Source organism: Halovulum dunhuangense (assembly GCF_013093415.1).
Taxonomy (GTDB): Bacteria; Pseudomonadota; Alphaproteobacteria; order Rhodobacterales; family Rhodobacteraceae; genus Halovulum; species Halovulum dunhuangense.
The window spans coordinates 1-21,687 of record NZ_JABFBC010000004.1 but is presented as its reverse complement, the minus strand read 5'-3'; the positions used below and the strand labels follow the sequence as shown (position 1 = coordinate 21,687).

Genomic DNA, 21,687 nt, shown 5'->3' with positions numbered 1-21,687 from the left:
ACGGGGGCCCGCGTTTTCCGTTTCGGGCCGCCCACCCACGCTCAGACGATCAGGCCGTCGATCTGCTCCCGGCAATAGGTGTGGATGTCGCCTGCGCGGGTCAGCCAGATCCGGTCCCGGTGCGCGCAGATATGCGACAGCGCCCGGCGCAGCTGGCGCAGGCGGTAGGGCTGGCCCACCAGGTAGGGATGCAGCGCGATGCCCATGACCAGCGGCTGGGCGCGGGACTGCTCCAGCATCTCGTCGAAATTGTCGATGATCATGTCGGCGAAATCTGCCGCCCCGTCCTTGCGCGCGACGATCGAGGGGATGTCGTTCACCTCCTGCGGATAGGGGATCGACAGGATCCGGCCCGCCCGCGTGCGCATCCAGACCGGCTGGTCGTCCATGCACCAGTTCAGCGTGTAGCCATAGCCCGCCTCGGCCAGCAGGTCCGGGGTGACGGCGCTTTCCGCGATCCAGGGCGACAGCCAGCCCTGGGGCGCCACGCCCTCGGCCTGCGTGATCGCTTGCGTCGCCTCGGCGATGAGTTGCGCCTCCTCCTGCTCCGCCAGCACGCTCTGGCGTTCGGAATTGGTGCGGCCATGGCCCACCACCTCGTCGCCGCGGGCGCGGAAGCTGTCCATCAGTTCGGGCGCGTAGTCGTACATCGCGCTGTTGGCGATGATGCTGGCGGGCATCTCCAGCGCATCGAACATCTCGCGCATCCGCCAGGCGCCGACCCGGTTGCCGTAGTCGCGCCAGGCGTAGTTCAGCACGTCGGGCTGCGGCCCGCCCGGCGCAAGCTCTGCGCCCAGCCCCTCGCCAAAGGCGAAATGCTCCAGGTTCAGGCCCAGATAGACCGCCAGCCGCGCGCCACCCGGCCAGGTGTAGTCGGCGCGCCGGGTGATCGGCACATAGTCATAGCGCCCGTGGTGCCTCTGCATGGATCAGAGCTCCGCTTCCGCCAGCCCCGCCTTGAAGAGCAGGATCTCGGCGCTGTCGTTCCAGACATCGGTGCGCACCAGCTTGCCGTCGCGCACGATGAACTTGTCCATGTAGCGGTTCGTCTCGAAGGGCGTGCCGTCGGGCCATTCGCCATACAGATAGCCGGTGTTGTAGACATGCACGTCGCCCGTCTCGGGGTCCAGCGCGGCATCGGTGCGCAGGAAGCGCTTCTTCACCCAGGCATAGCGCCGGGCGTTGAAGGCGGCGCTTTCCGAGGGGTTCGCAAAGCGCCGCCCCCCGGTGAAGACCAGCTCGAAATCCTCGCTGATATGGGCAGAGGCTGCGACGGGGTCGGGGATCATCGACAGCTCGAGATAGGTTTCGACGATGGCCTTTGCGGCGGCCACGGGATCAGTTTTCTGGTCCATGCGATCCTCGTTGATGACTTGCGGGGGGGAAATCGGCGCAGGCGCCGCGACAGAAGCTTCGCACGATCACGGCGGCCGCATCGGCCATCTGCCGCGCCTGCGCGTTGGCGGCATCCAGCCGCCGCGCGGCGGTGCGGGCGCGTTCGGCCAGCGCCGTCTCGTCCAGCGTCAGGACGCGCCCGTCCTTGAGCACGAAGTCGCCCGCGATCATCACCTCGCGAAGCGCCGCGCCATTCTCGGCGAACACGATCTGGGAAAGCGTGTCGCGCAGGGGCACATAATGGCAGTAGTCGGCATCGAGAAACAGCAGATCCGCGGCCCAGCCCTCCTCGATCCGGCCGACCCGGTCGAGGCCCAGGATCCGCGCGCTGCCCTCGGTCGCCATGCGGAAGGCTTCGGTCGCGCCGATCCAGTGCTCGGGCGCTGCGGCCTGCGCCCGGCTGAGCGTGGCGCCAAGGCGCATCGCCTCGAACATGTTCTGCCCGTCCGAGGTGTTCGAGGCGTCGGTGCCGATCCCCAGGCCGACACCCGCATCCGCCAGCATCCGCACCGGCGCGGTGCCCGAACCGAGCCGCAGGTTGCTCATGGGGTTGTGCACGATGCCGGTGCCGCTGGCGGCCAGAAGCCGCGCCTCCGTCTCGGACAGCCAGACGCCATGCGCGCCGCTCGCCCGGGCCGACAGCACGCCCAGCGCCCCGAGATGCGCGGTCAGGCTGGTGCCGTAGCGGCGCCGGGCTGCCACCTGCTGCATCCGGCTTTCGGCCAGGTGGGTCTGAAGCCGCAGGTCGCAGTCATCCGCGAGAGCAGCACAGGCGCGCAGGAAATCGTCGGAACAATGGAGCGGGATGGCCGGGCCGATGCCGGGCCGGACCCGGTCCATGGGCACCGGCCAGCGCTGCACGGCGTCCGCGCAGATCGCCAGCGTCTCGGTCCAGGGGGGCATGGCGATCGCGGCAAGGGCCGCGCGCATCTCGGGCGGAAATGCGTCAAGCAGCCCCGGCAGCGCCTGGTGGATCGTGCGGTCCGAGATCATCGGCGCGACCACCGCCCGCATGCCGGCCCCATGATAGGCCATCGCCACCGCGTGAATGCCCTCGACGCTGGGGCTTGGCAACTCCACGCTCAGGTCGAAACAGGCGGTGCAGCCCTTGCGGATCATCTCGACGGCAGAGAGTTCCGCACTCAGACGCAGGTCGTCGACGTGGCGGTTTCCGTTCAGGGCGCCCGCCCCGGCAAGGAACGTCTCGAGCGTGGCATCGTCCGGCACGCCACCCCGGCCCAGCGCGCCGTGCGAATGGGTGTGCCCGTTCACCAGCCCCGGGATCACGATGCGGCCCGCCGCGTCGATCACCTCGACATCCGCGGGGCCGTCGCCGTCGATCAGGGCCTTGATGCGGCCGTCGCGCACCAGGATCGAGACGCTCTCGAAGCGCGTGTTCCCGACCAGCACGAGGCCGCCGCGGATCAGTCTGGCAGGGCTGGGCACGCGGAACCTCGGGCCATTGGGGGATCAGGAAACAGGGGCGCGCCGGCCAGACGGGTCCGGCCGGCGCGCGGGGTGGATCAGTTCATGATCTCGACGGCGAAACGGCGCTCCTCGACCGGCGGCAGGAAAGAGCGGTCGAAGATCTCGGAGGCGTCGGGCAGACGCTCCAGCCCGTAGCCCTGGGCCACTATCTCGATCGAGCGGGTCAGCCGCTCGTCCACCAGGTCGCCCATGCCGATCTCGTCGGCCTCGGGGGCGTTCATCAGGTTGGTCAGCGCGAAGTTCAGGCGCGCGCGCTCGATCTCGGGGTCCACCAGGTTGTCGAAGGCCATGATCGCCTCCATCGCGGCGTCCTGGTCCTTGGCCACCTCCAGCGTGGCGCGGTTGACGGCGCGCACCATGGCGGCGACCGCGTCGGGGTTCTCGGCCAGAAGCGCCTGGGACACCATCAGCCCGTTGGAATACAGGTCCATGCCGTAATCCTCGAACTGGAACCAGTTGTAGTCGGCGGCCGGGTCCTGGCGGTTGGCGATCAGGTTGAACCAGCTTGTGATGGTGAAGACGAAGGCGCCGTCGATGTCGCCGCGGATCATCATGGGCTCTTGCAGGTTCGGCGCCATGTTCTCCTGGCTGACCTTGGTGATGTCGACGCCGTTCAGTTCGGCAAAGACCGGGAACAGCCGCGTGGTGGGCGTGCCCTGGGCGCCGCCCAGCGTGCGGCCCTCGAAATCGGCCACCGTCTCGATGCCGCTCGACTTAGGCGTGACGATCGCGAAGGGCGGGCGGTTCCACAGCTGGTAGACCATGACCGGCGCCTCTCCGGGGCGCTGGGCGGCGTTCTGGATGATCGCGTTGATGTCGCCGAAGCCCGCGTCATAGGCCCCGCCCATGATCCGGGTGACGGTCGCGGCCGACCCCTCGCCCTGGTCGATGGTGACGTTCAGCCCCTCTTCCGCGAAATACCCCTTGCTAAGGGCCAGCAGGAAGGGCGCGTCCGAGCCTTGCGTCTTCCAGCCCAGGGTGAAGCGGATGTCGGTGGCCTGGGCGAAGGCGGGGGACAGTGCGGTGGCGATGGCGATTGCGGCGCCGAACAGGGAGTGTCTCATTCGCGTGGTCCTTCTCTGGCGGGTTGCAGGGGTAGTCGGAACTCAGCTGACGGCGATGTCGTTGCCGCGCGTGGCCCAGCCGGTCACCCGGCGCTCGAGGAAGGAGAAGGCCGCGTAAAGCGCCACCCCCATCAGGGCCAGGATGATCAGCCCGGCGAAGACCAGCGAGACCTGGAAATTCGAGGACGCCGTCATCATCACGTTGCCGATGCCCCGGTTCGAGGCGACGGTCTCGGAGAGCACGGCGCCCACGAAGGACAGCGTGATCGCCACCTTCAGCGAGGCGAAGAAATAGGGCATGGTGCGTGGCAGGCCGACATTCCACAGGATCTCGCGCTTCGATGCGCCCAGCGTCTTGAGCACGTCCTCGAGATCGGGCTCGGTGGTGGCAAGGCCCGTGGCGATGTTCACCACGATGGGGAAGACGCAGATCACCATGGCCGTCAGGATCGCGGGCGTCGTGCCCGAGCCGAACCACAGCACGAAGATCGGCACCACCGCCACCTTGGGGATCGAGGAAAAGCCCACCAGCAGCGGATAGGCCACCCCGTAGGCGATGCGCGAGGTGCCGATCAGCACGCCGATGGACACCCCGATCAGCACGCCCAGCGCAAATCCCGTGAGCGTGGCGTAAAGCGTCTGCACGATATGCGGCCACAGCACCGGGAAGCGCGTCCACATCGTCACCAGGATCTCGGACGGGCGCGGCAGGATCAGGTCCGACACGCCCAGCAGCACGCAGAGCACTTCCCAGGTCAGGAAGAAGCCCGCGATCAGCGAGTAGGACATCAGCTTGATCTTGTGGCTTTCGGTCATCGGGCGCACTCCGTTACGCGGTGGCGGTCACTTGCGGATCTGCGCGATCAGCTCGCGCAAACCTTGGGTCATCTCGACGAATTCGGGGGTGTAGATGATGCCGATGTCGCGCGGCTGGGGGATGTCCACCGCGCGGTCGGATATGACCCGGCCGGGCCGCGCGCTCATCACGCAGATGCGACGCGCAAGATATCCCGCCTCGCGCAGGTCGTGGGTGACCAGCAGCACCGTGGGCTTGCGGTCGAGGTAGAGTTCCTGAAGCGTCTGCCACAGTTCTTCGCGGGTGAACTGGTCGAGCGCGCCGAAGGGTTCGTCGAGCAGCAGCAGGTCGGGCTCGTGGATCAGCGCCCGACACAGGTTGGCACGTTGCAGCATGCCCCCCGACAGCTGCCAGGGGAAATGCCCGGCGAAATCCTTCAGCCCGACCTGCGCCAGCAGCGCGTGCACCCGGTCGCGATAGGCGCCCTTGCGGTCGCGCTGGAAACTCTGCTTGAACGGCTCCACGATCTTGAGCGGCAGCATCACGTTCTTCTCGATCGTGAGCCAGGGCAGCATGGTCGGGTTCTGGAACGCCATGCCGATCCGAACCGCCTTGGCCGCGGCCTCGCGCCCGCCCAGCAGCACCTCGCCCGAGGAGGGGCGGATCAGGTTGCTGACAAGCCGGAGGATGGTGGATTTCCCGCAGCCCGAGGGGCCTACGAGAGCGACGAAGTCGCCCCGCTCCATGCGCAGCGTGGTGGGCGACAGGGCGGTCACGGTCTTTTCCCCCGTGCCGAAGACGACCGATGCCTCGATCAGCTCGATCGCCGGGCGGGGATGGACCGCGCCGTCATGGCCCGTGGGCTGCGCCTGCGCAGCGGATCGGGCCGGGGTGGGGATGGTTTCCAGGATGCTCATGCCGCCAAGTGACAGCGCGGGGGGCGGGCTGTTAAGCAGCGTTAGTAAGTGAATTCTGAATTATGCGCGAAGTGCTGAAGTTTTGGGCGTCTGGCCGGACCGAAGCCGAAGCCGCAGGCGAAACGCGAACGGGATGCCGCGGAAAAGGGCGCAGGCGCGCGGGGCGGGCCGCGTCAGGGCGTGGGCGAATCGCCCGCCGCCACCGCGTCCAGCACCAGCGCCACCGCATGCGCCCGCCGCGCCCTGCGCCAGTCGGCGGTGCGGATGTCGGTGTCGAAGATCACAGACAGCGTGTGGCCGTTGTTCAGGTGGAAGGCGCTCAGCGCCACGATGGTGATGTAAAGCTGAAGCGGGTCGTGCCGGCGGCGGAAGGCGCCCTGCGCCACGCCGCGGTCCATGATCCCCGCGATCGCGGTCAGGATCGGCTGGGAGCTGTTGCGGATCGCGCCGGTCTGCTCGATGAAGCGGCCCTCGAGCAGGTTCTCGTTGCGGGCGATCTTCACGAAAAGCGGGTTGGTCTCGAAGAAGTCGAAGGTGAACTCCACCAGCCGCTTGAGTGCGACCAGCGGCTCGAGCCGGTCCAGCGCCAGCGCGTTCTCCTGCGCGCGGATGTCCGCGAACACCTGCTCCAGCGCCGCGATGTAGAGTTTTTCCTTGCTGCCGTAATAGTGGTACAGAAGCCGCGGGTTGCAGCCCACCGCCGTGGTGATGCGATCGACGCGCGCGCCGTGAAAGCCGTGATCGGCGAACTCGCGAAGGGCCGCGTCCATCAACTGGGCCTTGGTGCGTTCGGGGTCACGCCGACGCGGTGTCTTCTTTCCCGGCGACTCGGTCATTTCCCTCGACTTTCCCGGCGATCCCGTTGCGCGCGTTCCCCTTCCCTAAACAACGCCGCCCGCTCTCGCCAGCCCGCTTGCCGTGATGGATGTGCACAAAATTCTGCCAATCGCCGATTTCAGGGCGCCGGGCGTGTAAGTGAACGTTTACTTATGCGCCCGCCCCTCCTACCACCCGGATGACCGCCCCCCTCTGCGGCGGCCGGCCGGGCCCGTCCGCGCCTGCGCTCGATCCGACCGTGACCGATGAAAGGAAGACGCATGTCGCTCGTCCAGGATTGTGGCGAAGTCTCCACCCCGGCGAAGGGCGCGCAGGCCCGCGGCACCCCCGGGGCGCTTACCACGCCCCACCCGCTGGCGACGGCCGCCGGGATGCGCGTGCTGGAGGCCGGGGGCACCGCCCCCGAGGCGCTGATCGCCGCCGGGGCGGTCCTGGCGGTCGTGATGCCCCATTTCTGCGGCCTGGGCGGCGATGCGGTCTGGCTCGTCTCGGACCGGCACGGGCGGCAACGCAGTTTCCTTGCCATCGGACAGGGCATCGACAGGCCGATGCCCGCGGGGCCGTTCCCGCTGCGCGGGCCGGGCTCGATCCTGACGACCGCGGCCGTTGTCGACGGCTGGCGCCACGCCTTCGAGGATGCGCGCGCAACCATGGGCGCCACCGCCGGGTGGGAGGATCTGCTGGCCCCCGCGGCCGGCATCGCCGCCGACGGCCACGAAGTGACCCGCTCGCAGGCGTTCTGGGCCGGCTTCCGCGCACCCGACTGCGGCGGCTGGCCGGGCTTCGGCCGGATCTTTCTGGGCGATGGCCAGCCCCTGCCCGCCGGCCATGTCCTGCGCCAGCCGGAACTTGCGCGGACCCTTTCAGACCTGGCCGAACGCGGGCCGCGGGAATTCTACACCGGCCCCCTTGCCCGGCGCATCGTCGAGGGGCTGCGGGCAGAGGGCGTCGTGATCGGCGCCCATGACCTGGCCCGGACCACCACGCGGCAGGCGGCGCCGCTCGCGCTCGACTATCGCGGGCTGACGCTGCTTGCCCCGCCGCCGCCGACGCAGGGCGTGACCACGTTGCAGATCATGGGCATCCTCTCGCGCTTCGATCTTGCGCGCCACGCACCGGGCAGCGCCGGGCATGTCCATCTCTGCGTCGAGGCGGTCAAGCGCGCGTTCCTCCATCGCCACGCCATCGCCGACCCCGCCTTCGCAAGGGCGGATACCGGCCGCTGGCTCGGGGATGCCGCACTCGATGCCGAGGCGGGGCGCATCGCGACCGATCGGGCGATGCCCTGGCCGCATCGCTGGCAGCACGGCGATACGGTGTTCCTGGGTGCCATCGACGCGCAGGGCAACGCGGCAAGCGTGCTGCAAAGCACCTATTTCGACTGGGGCAGCGGGGTGGTCGCGGGCGATACCGGCATCCTGTGGCAGAACCGCGGCGCGGCCTTTTCCAGCGACCCCGCCAGTCCGAACGCCTTCGCGCCGGGCAAGCTGCCCTTCTACACGCTGAACCCCGGCCTCGCGCTGAAGGACGGCCAGCCGCACATCGTCTATGGCACGCAGGGCGCCGACGGCCAGCCGCAGACGCTGGCAATGCTGCTCACCCGGCTGATCGATTTCGCACAGACCCCCGAGGACGCGCTGGCCGGCCCCCGTTTCCTGCTGGGGCGCACCTTTTCCGACAGCCGCGACAGCCTCAAGATCGAGGCGGATGCAGGCGCTCAGGTGCTTTCCGACCTGGCCGCGCTGGGGCACGAGATCAGCCCAATCCCGGCGCAAAGCCCGATCGCCGGGCAGGCCGGGCTTGTCGTGGCGGACGGCATGGGCTGCCACGCGCGCCACGATCCCAGGCAGTAGCCGCCGCGTCGGTCGCAAGGGACCGACAGGGCCCCGGCGCCCGACGGCAGACCGCCGCCCGTCCGCGGGCATGCGGGGCGGCGCGTTTGCAGGGCCGCGGGCTTGTCGCTACGCTGATGCGTGACCCTTCGGGACAGGACATATGAGCCGGCTGAACTTCGAGCAGCTTCGCACCTTCACCGCCGTCGTGCGCTGTGGCGGAGTAGGACGGGCGGCGGACGCCCTGAACCTGACCCAGCCGGCGGTCACGGCCCGGATCCGCAACCTCGAGCAGGTGCTGCACGGCGCGCTTTTCGACCGGACGGGCGGGACGATGACGCTGACCAAGCGGGGCGAGCGGCTGCTGTCCTATGCGCGCAAGTTCGAGCAGCTTTCCGAGATGGTCGAGCGCGACGTGATAGACCCCGAAGGGCTGGAACGCCATCTCAGGATCGGGGTGTCGGAAACGATCGCCCAATGCTGGCTGCCCGACCTGATCGCGCGGCTGCACCGGCTTTACCCGAAGCTGGAAATCGAGTTCAACGTCGACATCTCGCTGGGCCTGCGCGAGGGGCTGCTGAACCGCGAGATCGACCTGGCCGTGCTGCTGGGGCCGATATCGGAATATTCCGTGGACAACATAGAGTTGCCGGGTTTCGACCTGGCCTGGTACGTCGCCGCCGATGCGCCGCCGGTGACGCATCCCTCCGAGCATTTCCGCAGGCCAGTCCTGACCTATGCCCGCAACACGCGGCCCTACCGCGAGTTGCGCGACCTGCTGTTCGAGCGGGTCGGGCCAGAGGTGCCGATCTTTCCGTCTTCCTCGCTCTCGGCCTGTTTCCGGCTGGTCGAGGCGGGGCTGGGCGTCGCCGCCCTGCCCCGGGCACTGGCGGCCGATCCGCTGGCGGCGGGCCGGATCGTCGAGTTCGATCCCGGCTGGGTGCCGAGCCCGCTGCGCTTTACCGCGTCCTACCTGGCCGAGCCCAGAAGCCACCTGGTCGAGACCGCCGCGCGCCTGGCGCTCGAGGCGGCCGTGAACCATGCGAGATCATAAAAATCCTTTATCAAAATCAAGAAAATCTTTCGATTTGATCTGATGGACGTCCCACGACAGCCTGTCCCGGCAAGAATGACGACCCGGGGGGCCGATGCGCGACACCTTCAGCGACCTGCAACGAAGCGACCTTGCGACCCTGCGCGCGGCCATCCGCGGCGGCGCCTATCGCGGCCACACGGCGGGGCTTGGCGCGGGGTATCTTCAGGCCAATGTAGTGATCCTGCCAGAGCCCTGGGCGCTCGATTTCATGCGCTTCTGCCAGCGCAACCCCAAGCCCTGCCCGCTGGTGGGCGTGTCCGAAACCGGGGATCCGGTGATGCGCACGCTGGGGCGCGACATCGACATCCGCTCGGACCTGCCGGCCTACAACATCTATCGCGACGGCCGGCTGGCGGGCACGGCGAACGACATCGCCGACCTGTGGACCGGGGACATGGTGGCCTTTGCGCTGGGCTGTTCGTTCACCTTCGAGCATGCGCTGATCCGCGCCGGCATCCCGCTCTGGCACGTCGAGAACGACACCACGGTGCCGATGTTCCGCTCTTCCATTCCCTGCGCGCCGGCCGGGCCGTTCCGCTCGATGATGGTGGTGAGCCTGCGCGCCCTGGACGCGGACCGCGTGGACCAGGCGGTCGCGATCTCGCGCCGCTATCCGCTGGCCCATGGCGGCCCCGTCCATGCAGGCGACCCCTCGGACATCGGGATCGCGGATATCGCGCGCCCCGACTGGGGCGACCCGGCGCCGCTGCTGCCCGGCCAGGTGCCGGTCTTCTGGGCCTGCGGCGTGACCCCGCAGGCCGCCATCGCCGCCGCCGCCCCGCCGCTCTGCATCACGCATCGGCCGGGGCACATGCTGATCACCGACATCCCCGAGGATGCCGAGGTGCCGGTGCTCGCCCAAGACTGAACCAATCACAACAACAGGGATACCAAGACCATGAAAACCAGGATCGCAGTCCTTCTCGCGGCCACCGCCCTGAGCGGCCCGGCCCTTGCCCAGTCCGAAACGCTGTCGGTGGTCGGCAGCTGGTCGAACCTGCCGCTGCACAACGAGTACGAGGCCCCCTTCTGGTCGCAGACCCTGCCCGAGGCGTCGGGCGGCACGATCGACGTGGCGCTGACCACGCACAACCAGATGAACCTGGGCGTGGGCGACGTCTACCGCCTGCTGGGCGAGGGCGTCTATGACGTCGCCATGACCGTGGCCGACTACGCGGTGGCCGATGCGCCGGAACTGGAGGGGCTGGACGTGCCGCTGATCGCCATGACCGCCGACGAGGCGCGCGCCATGGTCGAGGCGGCCCGCCCGATGGTCGAGGACATCTACCGCGACCGCTTCAACAGCCATGTGCTGGCCATCGCGCCCTATCCGCCGCAGGTCGTCTTCTGCAACGCCGAAATCGAGAGCCTTGCCGATCTTCAGGGCCTGAAGGTCCGCGCCTCGGGCCGGATGACCGCGCAGTTCCTGGAGGCGCTGGGCGCCGAGGGCATCAATGTCGGCTTCGGAGAGGTGCCGGGCGCGCTTCAGAACGGCGTGGTGGACTGCGCGGTGACGGGCGCGGGCTCGGGTTATTCCGCCGGCTGGTGGGAGGTGTCCACCCATCTTCTGCCGATCCCGCTGGGCGGCTGGGACAGCGTCGTGACGGCGATCAACCTCGACCGCTGGAACAGCCTCTCGCCCGAGATGCAGACGCTGATCGCGGATACCATCGCGGCCGAATTCGAGGCCCCGGCCTGGGCGGCGGCGCAGGATGCGCTGACCAGCGACATTGCCTGCCTGACGGGCAACGGCGATTGTCCTGCGGGCGAGGCGCGCGACATGGTGCTGGTCGAGGTGTCTGACGCCGATTTCGCCCGCGCGCGGGAAGTGCTGGAAACCACGGTCCTGCCCGACTGGGCGGCCCGCGCCGGGTCCGAGTGGGCCGCGCGCTGGAACGAGAGCGTGGGCGCCGCCGTCGGCGTGAGCATCGCGCAGTAGGCGCGGACAAGGGGGGCCCGCCATGGCCGAAACGATCCTGGGCGCGCTGCGCCGGTTCAACCGCTGGGTCGCGCTGGCCGTGGGGGCAAGCCTTCTGCTGTGCGCGGGCTTCGTCCTGCTCGACATCGTGCTGCGGCGCTTCCACGCATCCTTCGGCGGCACGGACGAGATCAGCGGCTATGTCATGGCGATCGCCACCTCCTGGGGCATGGCCTATGCGCTGAGCGAGCTGGGCCATGTCCGCATCGACCTGATCCGCAGCCGGGGCGGTCCCCGGCTGCGCGCGCTTTTCGACCTGTTCGCGCTCAGCGTGCTGGCGGCCACCGTCAGCCTGATCGCGCTGAAATGCTGGCCGGTGCTGGAACGCTCGATCCTGAATTCCTCGCGCGCGAATACCCCGCTGGAAACGCCGCTGGCGCTGGTCCAGTGGCCCTGGATGGCGGGCTGGATCTGGTTCGCGATTGCGTCCTGGGTGACGGTTCTCGCCGCCGCGGCCCTGCTTCTTCAGGGGCGGCATGACGCGGTCCACCGCCATATCGGCATCACCGGCGAGATCGAGGAGGCCGAGGCCGCCGCGGTTGCCGCCCTTCGGCCGGAGAATGCACGATGATCCCTTCGATGACCGTGGGACTTCTGGTGTTTCTGGGGCTGTCGATCCCGGTGGGCATCGTGCTGTTCCTGCTGGGTTTCGGCATCGACACCTTTTTCAGCCCGTTCCCGCTGGTGCGCGGACTGGGCAACATGGTCTGGTCCACCTCGAACAACCCGACGCTGATCGCGATCCCGTTCTTCGTGCTCCTGGGCGAGATCCTGGTGCGTTCGGGGATTGCCGCGCGCACCTATGCCGCGCTCGACCGCTGGGTCAGCTGGCTGCCGGGCGGGCTGGTCCACGCCAACATCGCGACCGCGACGATGTTCTCTGCCACCTCGGGCTCGTCGGTGGCGACGGCTGCCACGGTCGCGACCGTGGCGATGCCGCAGGCCGAGAAGCTGGGCTACGATCCGCGCCTGTTCTCCGGCGCGATCGCGGCGGGCGGCACGCTGGGCATCATGATCCCGCCCTCGATCAACCTGATCGTCTACGGGTTCCTCACGCAAAGCTCGATCCCGCAGCTGTTCCTGGCGGGGCTGATCCCCGGGCTGATGCTGGCGCTCGGCTTCATGGCGGTGACGGTGCTGCTGTGCGCGATCCGCCCCGAACTTGGCGGCGTGCGGCGGGTATTCCCCCTTGCCCAGATGCTGCGCGCGCTGGCGCAGCTTCTGCCGATCATCCTGCTGTTCGGCATCATCGTGGGCACGATATATCGCGGCTGGGCGACGCCCACCGAGGCCGCGTCCGTGGGCGTCTTCGGCGCGCTGGCGATCGCGGCGCTGTTCGGGCGGCTGGACCTGGGCGTGATCCGGGAAAGCCTGCTGGGCACGGTCAAGGTCACGGCGATGATCATGCTGGTGGTGATAGGCGCGTCGTTCCTGAACTTCACCCTGGCCTCGGCCGGGCTTGGTGCCGAGTTGCAGACGATGCTGGACGGGCTGGGCCTGTCGCCGATGGGGCTGATCCTGGTGGTGGTGGGGATCTATGTCGTGCTGGGGTTCTTCATCGAGACGTTGTCGCTGATGGTGGTGACGATACCGATCATCGTGCCGCTGGTGGTGGCGGCCGGGTTCGATCCGGTCTGGTTCGGGATCCTGATGATCGTGCTGATCGAGATGGCGCTGATCACGCCGCCGGTGGGGCTGAACCTGTATGTCGTTCAGGGCGCACGGAAATCCGGGCGGATGGGCGAGGTGATGGTGGGTGCGGTGCCTTATGTGCTTGTCATGCTGGCGATGGTCGCGCTGCTGATCGCGATGCCGCAGCTGGCGCTGTTCCTGCCGGAGACGCTGCGCTGAGGCGCCGGAAACGGCGTCTGGAAAACGTCTGGAAAGTGTATGGCACCTGTATGGCAGTCGGGCCCGGCAGCGGCCCGACGCAAGGGGTGCGGCGCCCGCTCAGGCGGCGTCGCCGGTCAGGCCCGAGATGGCCTGGATCAGGCTGTCCTCGGTCACTTCGGCGGCGGTGAATTCGCGCATGATCCGGCCCTGGTACATCGCGAGGATGCGGTCGGAGACATGCAGCACCTCGGGCATCTCGGAGGAGATGACGATGACCGCGAAACCCTGCGCGGCCAGGTCGCGCAGAAGGTTGTGGATCTCGGACTTGGAGCCCACGTCGATGCCGCGCGTGGGCTCGTCCACGATCAGCACCTCGGGGCGCATGGACAGCCACTTGCCGATCACGATCTTCTGCTGGTTGCCGCCCGAAAGATTGCCGACCTGGGTGCGCCAGCTTGGGCTCTTGATCGAGAGCCGGTCGCGGTACTGGTCGTAGATCGAGATTTCCGCCCCGTCCGACACGAAGGGCCCGGCGGTCATGTCGTCCACCTGCGGGAGCGTGATGTTGTCCTTGCAGTTCATGCCCAGGACGAGGCCCTGTTCCTTGCGGCTTTCGGGCACCAGGCTGATGCCGCGGGCGATCGCCTCGATGGGCGAGGAAAGCGTCACCTCCTCGCCCTTGAGGAAGATGCGACCGGCCGAGGGCGTGCGCAGGCCAAAAAGCGTCTCGGCGATCTCGGTGCGGCCGGCGCCCACGAGGCCGTAGAAGCCCAGCACCTCGCCCTCGCGCAACTCGAACGTGACATCGTTGAAGAGCCGCCCGCAGCTCAGCCCCTCGACGCGCAGCGCGACGGGGCCGGGTTTCGTCGGGGCGACGTTGCGGCCGAGATCGAGGTCGCGGCCGATCATCATGCGCGTGATCTCTTCCTCGTTGGTGGCGGCGGTCTCGAGCGTGCCGCGATACTGCCCGTCGCGCAGCACGCTGATGCGGTCGGTGATGCGGAATATCTCTTCCATGCGGTGCGAGATGTAGATGATCCCCACGCCATGCGCCTTGAGATCCGCGATCACGTCGAAGAGCACCACCTTCTCGGCATCGGTCAGCGAGGCGGTGGGCTCGTCGAAGATCACGGCCTTTGCGTCCACCGTCAGGGCGCGGGCGATCTCGACCATCTGCTGGTTGGCGATGGAGAGTTCGCCGACCCGGGTGCGGGCGTTGAAGCCGACCTTGAGCTTTTGCAGGATCGCATCGGTTCGGGCATAGAGCGTCGCCCAGTCCACGCGGCCGAAGCTCTTGCGCGGCAATTCGCCCAGGTAGATGTTCTCGGCCACCGAGAGTTCCTCGGCCAGGCTGAGTTCCTGGTGGATGAACATGACGCCCCGGGCCTTGGCCTCCAGCGGGCCGCGCATCACCGTCTCGCGTTCGGCGATGAAGATGCGGCCCTCGTCGGGCTGGTAGATGCCGCCCAGCACCTTCATCAGGGTGGACTTGCCGGCGCCGTTCTCGCCCATCAGGGCGTGCACTTCCCCGGGCATCACCGAGAAGCTCACACCGTCGAGGGCGCGGACGCCGGGAAAGGTCTTTACGATCCCTTCCAGGCGAAGGGCAGGTTTCTGGTCGGTCATAGCCGCAACTCCTCTGCGCCCTTGCGGTTCAGCTGCCGGTCGAGGAACAGCACCGCGATCAGGATGGTTCCGATCACCAGGTTGACCGTCTCGGAATCCGCGCCGATGTGGTTCAGGCCCCGGCGCAGAAGCTGGATCGCGATGACCCCGCCCAGCGTGCCGATGATCGAGCCCTTGCCGCCCGCAAGCTTGGTGCCGCCCAGCACGACGGCGGTGATCGCCCACAACTCGAACAGCATCCCGTCATTGGGGTTCACCGAGCCGCTGCCCGAGTAGAAGACCACCGCCGAGAGGGCTGCGAGAAAGCCGATCAGCACGAAGTTGATGGTGATGTGGGGCCCCACGCGGATGCCGGCATTGACCGCCGCCTCGCGGTTGTCGCCGATGGCATAGGCGTTGCGGCCATGCACGGTGCGGGTCATCACCAGCCAGACGATCAGCGCGACGCCCAGCAGCACCAGCGCCGGCACCTGGAGGCCGAGGATGTCCGCCTCGGCGATGTCCACCATGGCCCAGTTCAGGTTGTAGGTGGGCTGTTCGCCGTTGTAGACGAAGACGAGGCCGCGATAGCCGAGCATGGCGCCCAGCGTCACGATGAAGGCGTCGACGCCGGTCTTCCAGACGATCAGGCCGTTGATCAGGCCAAGCAGGCAGCCGGTCAGCAGCGCGAAGAGCCAGGCCAGCGGGATCGCCGCATCGCCCATCGCCGCCATGAAGGGCCAGCCCAGGCTGTCGAGCATCACGATCCCCGCAAGCGCGTAGATCGCGCCCACCGAAAGGTCGATGTTGCCGTTGATCATCACCACGGTCATGCCGATGGCGATGATCCCGATGGGGGCCGACTGCTTGAGCAGCAGCAGCATGCTGTCGAGATCCATGAAGGCGCTGTCGGACAGCGACCAGTAGCGGCCGGCAAGTTCGAAGAAGACGAGCTGGAGGGCGATGAAGCCCCAGATCGCGCCGTTCCGTGCCAGGTTCTTCAGGGTTGGATTGTTCATGTCCGTGCTCCTCAGGCGATCGGCGACCAGAGCTTTCCGCGCTTGGTGGCGATATCGAGCCAGACGGCGAGGATGATGATGATCCAGGTGACGACGAACTGGACGTAGAATTGCAGCCCCGCGAGCAGCAGGCCGTTCTGGATGAAGCCCAGGATCAGCACGCCGATCACGGTCTTGAACACGGTGCCCGAGCCGCCCAGCAGCGACGCGCCGCCCAGGATGACGGCGGCCAGCACCTCAAGCTCCATCCCCTGCCCCACGGTGTTCTGCGCGCCCATGGTGCGGCTGGCCTGGATCAGGCCCGCGGTCGCGACGCAGAAGGCCGAGATGAGGTAGGTGAGGAACACGACGCGGGCGCGCGGGATGCCCGAGAAGGTGGCGGCGGTGCCGTTGCCGCCCACGGCATAGACCTTGCGCCCGAAGGGGGTGCGCGCGAGCAGGATGCCCAGCAGGGCCGCGAGCCCCGCGAACAGGAGCACCGGGATCGGGATGCCGAGCGCCGAGCCGCGCCCGAAGACGCCGAACCAGGTCGCGCCCTGGTTGGCGATGTCCATGTTCTGCCCGCCCGAATAGGTCAGCGTCAGGCCGTGGATCGCGGACAGCATCCCCAACGTGACGATCAGCGAGTTGAGCCTGAGATAGCCGATCAGGTAGCCGTTGATCGCGCCCAGGCACAGGGTCATGGCGAACATCGCCGGGATGGCGAGCGCGGGGCCGAAGGCGGGGTTCTCGTGCAGGTCCAGCACCACGATGGCCGAGAAGGACAGCATCGAGCCGACCGACAGGTCCAGGTTGCCGCCGATCACCACGAAGGTGACGCCAAGCGCCATGATGCCCAGGATCGCCGAGGAGCGGACCACGCCGAAGACGTTGTCCACGGCGATGAAGCGCGGGTTCCACAGCGCGAAGCCCAGCATGAAGATCACGAAGGCGATCAGGATGCCCTGGCGTGCCAGCACCCTGCCCAACGATTTGGCGGCCGTGTCGGCCATGTTCCGTTCTCCCCTCCATGAGGCGCCTTGGCGGCGCTCTCGTTCGTTTGCGGTTCAGATGGTCCGGTGTCAGACCAGGACCATGCCTCCGTCGATCATCACGATCTGCCCTGTCATGTAGTCGCTTGCCCGCGAGGCAAGGAAGGTGGTGGTGCCGGTGATGTCCTCGGCGCGGGCGACGCGGCCCTTCAGGATCTCGGAGGAGAATTCCTCCATCGCCTGGCCGGGGCGCTCGGAGGCGCCGATTTCCATGAGGTCGCGGTCGACCTGTTCCCACATCTCGGTCGCGACCACGCCCGGCGCGAAGCCGGTCACGGTGATGTCGTGGCGCGCAAGGTCGCGGGCCGCCGACTGGGTCAGGCTGACCACGGCGAATTTCGAGGCGCAGTAGGGTGCGACGTTGTCGAAGCCCTGGCGCGACGCGATCGAGGCGGTGTTGACGATCTTGCCGCCGCCGCCCTGCGCGATCATCTGGCGCGCGGCTTCCTGGATGCCGATGAGGCAGCCCAGGCCGTTCACGTCCATGATGAAGGACCAGTTGTCCTCGGTCACGTCCATGAAGTTCATCGGCTTGTTGACGCCTGCGTTGTTGAACATCACGTCGAGGCGCCCGAAGGCCGCGACGGTCTGCCCGATCATGTCGCGGACCTGCGCGCGGTCGCGCACGTCCACCCCGGCGGAGATCACCGCGTCGGGGTCGATGCCGGGGCGGGCGCGGTTGCGCGCGGCCACCTCGGCCACCTGGTCTGCGTTCAGGTCCGCGAAGCAGACCCGCGCCCCTTCGTCGAGCAGCGCCTCGCCGATGGCGCGCCCTATTCCGCGCGCGGCACCGGTCACGATGCAGACGCGTCCCTCAACTCCACGAGGTTCGGCCACGGCGTGTCCCCCCATTCATCTTATCTGTAAGTCGCAAGGTGGGGCGGGGCCAGCCAAGCGGGCCGGCCCCACCCCGGGGGAGGAAGATCAGAACACCGGCCGATCGAACTCGGTCATGTTCTCCTGCGTGATCTTGGGCGTGTCGAAGTAGTTGAGGAAGGGCACGTCCTCGCCCGCCAGCACGTCGAGCGCGGTCTGGAGCGCGGCCTCGGCGTCATCGACCGGCGACTGGTAGATCGAGCCCCAGTACTCGCCCCGCTCCATCGCGTCGTAGCCGACGGCGAAGTTGGTGGCGCCCACGAAGGTGATGTCGGCGGCGCGGCCGGCGGCGAGCGCCGCGTTCAGGGCGCCCACGCCCATGTTGTCGTCGCCCGAATAGACGCCGTCGATGTCGTCATACTTGACGAGGAAGGCCTCCATCACGCGCTGGGCTTCCTCGCGGTTCCAGTTGCCCGGCTGGCTTTCCACCAGGGTGACGTTCGGGCAGACCTCGGGCAGACGCTCCTCGAAGCCGGACGCGCGCTCGATCGCGGTGGTATAGCCGGGCTGGCCGGTGATCTGGACCACGCGGGCCTCGTCCTCGATGCCCTGCGCCTTGAAGCGGTCGCACATGATCTCGGCCGCGCGGGCGCCCTGGGTCACGTTGTCGGGGCCCGAGAAGGAGCGCACGAAGTCGAAGCCCTCTTCGGCGATGTTGGAGTTGGTGACGATCACGGGAATGCCGGCCTGGTGGGCCTGGCGCACCGCCGGGATCACGGCCTGGCCGTTGGTCGGCCAGATGATCATGGCGTCGACCTGCTGCTGCACCAGGTCCTGGATCTGGGCGATCTGGCGCGCCACGTCGCCGCCGGCGTCGAGCACGACGACCTCGACATCGGGGTTCTGCTCGGCCGCGGCGATGAAGGCCTGCTCATAGGTGGTCTGGTAGCTGTCGACGCCCACGTTGTTCTGGGTGATGCCGATGGTGACGGACTGCGCGGCAGCCGCGCCGCCGATCGCGACGAGCGCGGTCGAGCACGCGAGTGAAAGCCTGGTGATACGGGTCATGTCGTTCCTCCCAATTTCTTGTCCTGCTTGTCCTGTGATTGCCGCCGGAGATCCAGCCCGGGAATCGCCCGGTGCAATCTGACCCGTATCCAGCGCGTTTTGATCCGTTTCGGAACCACGGCTTTATGTTCATTATGGATAAATTTTCATCCATTATGGATAACTCAGCCATCCCGCAGAAATGTCAATCTGGTCATTTGAGGAGGACCGCCCATGAAACGCCGCCCGACCCGGGCCGTTGGGCCAAGCGCTCTTGGAACCATGAACCAGCAGCCCGCCAGAAACCGCCAATTCGGACAGGAGGCCGCGTCGCCCGGCGCCGCGTCCCTGTCGCCGGGCACCCCCGAGGCGGAGCTGGCGCGGGTGGTGACGTTCCTTGGCAATCTTTCTCTCGAAATGGATACCGCGCTGGAGCCGACGACGCCCAATCCGCATCTCAACATGATGCTGCACCTGCTGAAGGGCCATATCGAGGGGCGGCTGGTCTCCGCCTCGTCGCTGGCCTCGGCCTCGGGGGTTCCCTATGCCACGGCGATGCGCAAGCTGGCCGAGATCCAGAATGCCGGGCTGATCGAGCAGCGGCCGCGCACGAAGTCGGGGCGCAGCTTTTCGCTGCATCCGAGCGCGGCGCTGCTGGAGCGGTTCAGCGAGCTGGCCAGCCGCGTCGGCCGCATCGCGCGCGGCGCCTTCGACGGCCCCGAGGAGGTGGAGGACTACTTCTACGGCGGCTCCTATGTGCCGGGACAGGCCGCGATCGCGCCGCCAAAGGCGCTTCTGTCGCCGCTGAAGCTGACCGGCGGGCTGCGCATCCTGGTGCATGGCGACCCCACCTTCATGGTGATGGGCAACCTAAAGCGCCAGTTCGAGCACCTGGTCGGCACCGAGATCCACCAGCGCGCCTTTTCCATCGACCGGCTGCACCAGGAGGCGTTGCGCAACGCCGAGCGCAAGCGCAGCGCCTATGACCTGATCGCGGTGGACCTGCCCTGGATCGGCGAGTTCGTCGCCAAGGGCGTGATCCGGCCGCTGACCGAGGTGATGGACACCGCCCGGCTGGACCCGAGCGACTTTCACACCGCGGGCTGGCGCGCGACCCATTGGGGCGGCCTGCCCTACGGCGTGCCCAGCCAGACGACGCCCGAGCTGATGTTCTACCGCAAGGACTGGTTCGCCGAAGAGGGGCTGGCCCCGCCCGCAAGCGCGGCCGAGGTGATCGCGGCCGCCCGGCATTTCCACGATCCCCGCAGCGGCCGCTACGGCGTCGCCTGGAACGCCGCGCGCGGCACGGCGCTGGGGCACACCTTCATGATGACCTGCGCGGCCTTCGGCCAGCCGATCATCGACCTGCCGCGCGTGGCCGGCGGCTATGACGCCGACCACCTGAGCGCGGGCGACTACCGTCCGATGCTGGACACCGATCGCGCGCTGGCGGCGGCGGAATACCTGATGGAGCTGATGGACTACTCGCCCCCCGACATCCTGTCGATGTCCTGGTACGAGCGGGTCCGCCCCTATGCGGCCGGAAAGGTCGCGATGGCCTATGGCTACACGCTGCTCGCCCCGTATTTCGAGCTGGACGAGACCTGCCCCGCTTATGGCAACACCGGCTACCTGCCGCATCCGCACGGGCCCGAGGGCGCGCCGATCGCCCCGGTGGGCGGCTATGCGCTGTGCATCCCGGCGAACCTGTCCGAGGAGCGCGTGGCAGAGGCGGTCGAGGCGCTGATCGCCTTCACCTCTCCGGCGGCGCAGAAGCTGTATGTGCAGAGCGGCAGCCGCACCGCGCCCCGCTATTCGGTGGGCGCCGATCCGGAGGTGCGGCGGCTGTCGCCCATCTTCGAGACGGTGGACCAGATGTCCTGGCGCGACGAATTGCAGTTCTGGCCGCGCCCGCCGATCCCGCGGATCTCGGACCTGATCCGGCTGTGCGGGCACGAGCTGCACGACATGCTGCGCGGGCTGGTCAGCCCGCAGACCGCGCTCGCCCGTGTGCAGGCGCGGGCCGAAGAAATCCTGAAAACGCCAATTGACTGAGGGAGGAAGACATGGACACCGAACGCCTGAAGGGCAAGAACATCCTGATCACGGGCGCCGCGCGCGGCATGGGTGCCGCCAACGCCGAGGCCTTCGCAGCCCAGGGCGCCAATGTGTGCCTGGGCGACCTGGACCGGGACGCGGCGCAGGCGGTGGCGGATGCGATCAACGCCCGCGGCAACGGCCGGGCCATCGCGGTGAAGATGGACGTGACCCGTCGCGAGGACAACGCGGCCGCGGTCGCGGCGACGGTCGATGCCTTCGGCATGATCAACGTGGGCCTTTTCAATGCCGGCCTGAACAAGCCCCGGTTCTTCATGGATATCGATGAGGACAACTGGGACATGATCATGAACGTCAACACCAAGGCGATGTGGCTTGGCATGCAGGAGACCGCGCGCCAGATGATCGCGCAGGGCAAGCAGGACGCGCCCTACAAGCTGATCAACGTGGGCTCCATCGCCTCGCGCAAGCCGCTGGTGGACGTGACGGTGTACTGCACCTCGAAATACGGCTGCCTTGCGCTGACGCATTGCGGCGCCATCGCGCTGGCCGAGCACAACATCACCGTCAACGGCTATGCGCCGGGCGTGGTGGTGACGCCCTTGTGGGAACAGCTCGACAAGGACCTGGTGGATATCGGCTTCAAGCAGAAGGAAGGCCAGGCCTACGAGGACATCGTGCGCGACGCGCTGCAGATCAAGCGCGTGTCCTATCCCGACGACATCACCGGCACCGCGTCCTTCCTTGCAAGCCCGGACAGCGACTACATGACCGGCCAGATGATCCATATCGACGGCGGCTGGTGCATCCAGTAGCGCCCGGCCCGTTCCGACAATCAGCCAAACACAGAGGGCAGGCCCGGCCGCCCGGAGGAG

The 21,687-nt window shown here is 67.9% G+C and carries 20 protein-coding genes; 8 read left to right on the top strand and 12 right to left on the bottom strand.

All coding sequences use genetic code 11. The features are described from left to right. Positions 1-41 precede the first annotated feature (41 nt). The 7 genes from HMH01_RS16190 to HMH01_RS16160 form a co-directional block, all read right to left on the bottom strand. Positions 42-926: a polysaccharide deacetylase family protein gene (locus HMH01_RS16190; RefSeq protein WP_171326841.1), complete on the bottom strand. Its 885-nt coding sequence runs from the start codon at positions 924-926 to the stop codon at positions 42-44. Between the two features lie 3 nt (positions 927-929). Further along, on the bottom strand, positions 930-1,355 hold the full coding sequence (locus tag HMH01_RS16185) for a nuclear transport factor 2 family protein (protein ID WP_171326840.1): 426 nt from the start codon (positions 1,353-1,355) through the stop codon (positions 930-932). Beyond that, positions 1,339-2,841: an amidohydrolase family protein gene (locus HMH01_RS16180; protein WP_171326839.1), complete on the bottom strand. Its 1,503-nt coding sequence runs from the start codon at positions 2,839-2,841 to the stop codon at positions 1,339-1,341. The genes HMH01_RS16185 and HMH01_RS16180 overlap by 17 nt, the downstream gene beginning before the upstream one ends. Before the next feature lie 77 nt (positions 2,842-2,918). Further along, positions 2,919-3,947: an ABC transporter substrate-binding protein gene (locus HMH01_RS16175; protein WP_171326838.1), complete on the bottom strand. Its 1,029-nt coding sequence runs from the start codon at positions 3,945-3,947 to the stop codon at positions 2,919-2,921. Between the two features lie 42 nt (positions 3,948-3,989). Next, positions 3,990-4,763, bottom strand: a complete 774-nt coding sequence (locus tag HMH01_RS16170; protein ID WP_171326837.1) for an ABC transporter permease — start codon at positions 4,761-4,763, stop codon at positions 3,990-3,992. A 27-nt stretch (positions 4,764-4,790) separates the two neighbouring features. After that, positions 4,791-5,660 carry an ABC transporter ATP-binding protein gene (locus HMH01_RS16165; RefSeq protein ID WP_171326836.1) on the bottom strand — a complete coding sequence of 290 codons (870 nt, stop codon included), beginning with the start codon at positions 5,658-5,660 and terminating at the stop codon, positions 4,791-4,793. Between the two features lie 173 nt (positions 5,661-5,833). Then, positions 5,834-6,430, bottom strand: coding sequence for a TetR/AcrR family transcriptional regulator (locus tag HMH01_RS16160; protein WP_246237456.1), 597 nt, complete (start codon positions 6,428-6,430; stop codon positions 5,834-5,836). Between the two features lie 327 nt (positions 6,431-6,757). Here HMH01_RS16160 and HMH01_RS16155 point away from each other — a divergent pair, with 327 nt between their 5' ends. The 6 genes from HMH01_RS16155 (at position 6,758) to HMH01_RS16130 (ending at position 13,254) form a co-directional block, all read left to right on the top strand. Further along, the gene (locus HMH01_RS16155) at positions 6,758-8,350 is read left to right on the top strand and encodes a gamma-glutamyltransferase family protein (RefSeq protein ID WP_171326834.1); all 1,593 of its coding nucleotides are present in this window, start codon (positions 6,758-6,760) and stop codon (positions 8,348-8,350) included. Between the two features lie 142 nt (positions 8,351-8,492). Beyond that, positions 8,493-9,383: a LysR family transcriptional regulator gene (locus HMH01_RS16150; RefSeq protein WP_171326833.1), complete on the top strand. Its 891-nt coding sequence runs from the start codon at positions 8,493-8,495 to the stop codon at positions 9,381-9,383. Between the two features lie 94 nt (positions 9,384-9,477). Next, on the top strand, positions 9,478-10,293 hold the full coding sequence (locus HMH01_RS16145) for a putative hydro-lyase (protein ID WP_171326832.1): 816 nt from the start codon (positions 9,478-9,480) through the stop codon (positions 10,291-10,293). Positions 10,294-10,323: 30 nt separating this feature from the next. Beyond that, positions 10,324-11,364, top strand: a complete 1,041-nt coding sequence (locus HMH01_RS16140; protein ID WP_171326831.1) for a TRAP transporter substrate-binding protein — start codon at positions 10,324-10,326, stop codon at positions 11,362-11,364. Positions 11,365-11,386: 22 nt separating this feature from the next. After that, a complete protein-coding gene (locus HMH01_RS16135; RefSeq protein ID WP_171326830.1) occupies positions 11,387-11,974 on the top strand; it encodes a TRAP transporter small permease subunit in 588 nt (195 codons plus the stop codon). Then, a complete protein-coding gene (locus tag HMH01_RS16130; protein ID WP_171326829.1) occupies positions 11,971-13,254 on the top strand; it encodes a TRAP transporter large permease in 1,284 nt (427 codons plus the stop codon). Before HMH01_RS16135 ends, HMH01_RS16130 begins: the two co-directional genes overlap by 4 nt. A gap of 99 nt (positions 13,255-13,353) precedes the next feature. Here HMH01_RS16130 and HMH01_RS16125 read toward each other — a convergent pair whose 3' ends face one another. From HMH01_RS16125 to HMH01_RS16105, 5 genes are all read right to left on the bottom strand, one after another. Beyond that, on the bottom strand, positions 13,354-14,862 hold the full coding sequence (locus tag HMH01_RS16125; RefSeq protein WP_171326828.1) for a sugar ABC transporter ATP-binding protein: 1,509 nt from the start codon (positions 14,860-14,862) through the stop codon (positions 13,354-13,356). Then, positions 14,859-15,860 (bottom strand): ABC transporter permease, encoded by a 1,002-nt coding sequence (locus tag HMH01_RS16120; protein ID WP_171326827.1) that lies wholly within the window; start codon positions 15,858-15,860, stop codon positions 14,859-14,861. The genes HMH01_RS16125 and HMH01_RS16120 overlap by 4 nt, the downstream gene beginning before the upstream one ends. 11 nt (positions 15,861-15,871) lie before the next feature. Beyond that, on the bottom strand, positions 15,872-16,852 hold the full coding sequence (locus HMH01_RS16115) for an ABC transporter permease (protein WP_171326826.1): 981 nt from the start codon (positions 16,850-16,852) through the stop codon (positions 15,872-15,874). 69 nt (positions 16,853-16,921) lie between these two features. After that, on the bottom strand, positions 16,922-17,743 hold the full coding sequence (locus HMH01_RS16110; RefSeq protein ID WP_171326825.1) for an SDR family oxidoreductase: 822 nt from the start codon (positions 17,741-17,743) through the stop codon (positions 16,922-16,924). A 72-nt stretch (positions 17,744-17,815) separates the two neighbouring features. Next, on the bottom strand, positions 17,816-18,775 hold the full coding sequence (locus HMH01_RS16105) for a sugar ABC transporter substrate-binding protein (RefSeq protein ID WP_171326824.1): 960 nt from the start codon (positions 18,773-18,775) through the stop codon (positions 17,816-17,818). Between the two features lie 213 nt (positions 18,776-18,988). Between HMH01_RS16105 and HMH01_RS16100 the strand changes: the two genes are divergently transcribed. Both HMH01_RS16100 and HMH01_RS16095 read left to right on the top strand, forming a co-directional pair. Beyond that, positions 18,989-20,809: an ABC transporter substrate-binding protein gene (locus tag HMH01_RS16100; protein ID WP_246237455.1), complete on the top strand. Its 1,821-nt coding sequence runs from the start codon at positions 18,989-18,991 to the stop codon at positions 20,807-20,809. Between the two features lie 11 nt (positions 20,810-20,820). Then, positions 20,821-21,627: an SDR family NAD(P)-dependent oxidoreductase gene (locus HMH01_RS16095; protein WP_171326823.1), complete on the top strand. Its 807-nt coding sequence runs from the start codon at positions 20,821-20,823 to the stop codon at positions 21,625-21,627. The last annotated feature ends 60 nt before the right edge of the window (positions 21,628-21,687 follow it).

Bases quoted from the DNA above. Each gene is read 5' to 3' on its own strand.
- HMH01_RS16145 (WP_171326832.1), top strand. From the start codon at position 9,478: ATGCGCGACACCTTCAGCGACCTGCAACGAAGCGACCTTGCGACCCTG.
- HMH01_RS16155 (WP_171326834.1), top strand. From the start codon at position 6,758: ATGTCGCTCGTCCAGGATTGTGGCGAAGTCTCCACCCCGGCGAAGGGC.
- HMH01_RS16175 (WP_171326838.1), bottom strand. From the start codon at position 3,947: ATGAGACACTCCCTGTTCGGCGCCGCAATCGCCATCGCCACCGCACTG.
- HMH01_RS16165 (WP_171326836.1), bottom strand. From the start codon at position 5,660: ATGAGCATCCTGGAAACCATCCCCACCCCGGCCCGATCCGCTGCGCAG.
- HMH01_RS16150 (WP_171326833.1), top strand. From the start codon at position 8,493: ATGAGCCGGCTGAACTTCGAGCAGCTTCGCACCTTCACCGCCGTCGTG.
- HMH01_RS16115 (WP_171326826.1), bottom strand. From the start codon at position 16,852: ATGGCCGACACGGCCGCCAAATCGTTGGGCAGGGTGCTGGCACGCCAG.
- HMH01_RS16185 (WP_171326840.1), bottom strand. From the start codon at position 1,355: ATGGACCAGAAAACTGATCCCGTGGCCGCCGCAAAGGCCATCGTCGAA.
- HMH01_RS16170 (WP_171326837.1), bottom strand. From the start codon at position 4,763: ATGACCGAAAGCCACAAGATCAAGCTGATGTCCTACTCGCTGATCGCG.
- HMH01_RS16140 (WP_171326831.1), top strand. From the start codon at position 10,324: ATGAAAACCAGGATCGCAGTCCTTCTCGCGGCCACCGCCCTGAGCGGC.
- HMH01_RS16125 (WP_171326828.1), bottom strand. From the start codon at position 14,862: ATGACCGACCAGAAACCTGCCCTTCGCCTGGAAGGGATCGTAAAGACC.
- HMH01_RS16105 (WP_171326824.1), bottom strand. From the start codon at position 18,775: ATGACCCGTATCACCAGGCTTTCACTCGCGTGCTCGACCGCGCTCGTC.
- HMH01_RS16100 (WP_246237455.1), top strand. From the start codon at position 18,989: ATGAAACGCCGCCCGACCCGGGCCGTTGGGCCAAGCGCTCTTGGAACC.
- HMH01_RS16160 (WP_246237456.1), bottom strand. From the start codon at position 6,430: ATGGACGCGGCCCTTCGCGAGTTCGCCGATCACGGCTTTCACGGCGCG.
- HMH01_RS16095 (WP_171326823.1), top strand. From the start codon at position 20,821: ATGGACACCGAACGCCTGAAGGGCAAGAACATCCTGATCACGGGCGCC.
- HMH01_RS16135 (WP_171326830.1), top strand. From the start codon at position 11,387: ATGGCCGAAACGATCCTGGGCGCGCTGCGCCGGTTCAACCGCTGGGTC.
- HMH01_RS16120 (WP_171326827.1), bottom strand. From the start codon at position 15,860: ATGAACAATCCAACCCTGAAGAACCTGGCACGGAACGGCGCGATCTGG.
- HMH01_RS16110 (WP_171326825.1), bottom strand. From the start codon at position 17,743: ATGGGGGGACACGCCGTGGCCGAACCTCGTGGAGTTGAGGGACGCGTC.
- HMH01_RS16130 (WP_171326829.1), top strand. From the start codon at position 11,971: ATGATCCCTTCGATGACCGTGGGACTTCTGGTGTTTCTGGGGCTGTCG.
- HMH01_RS16190 (WP_171326841.1), bottom strand. From the start codon at position 926: ATGCAGAGGCACCACGGGCGCTATGACTATGTGCCGATCACCCGGCGC.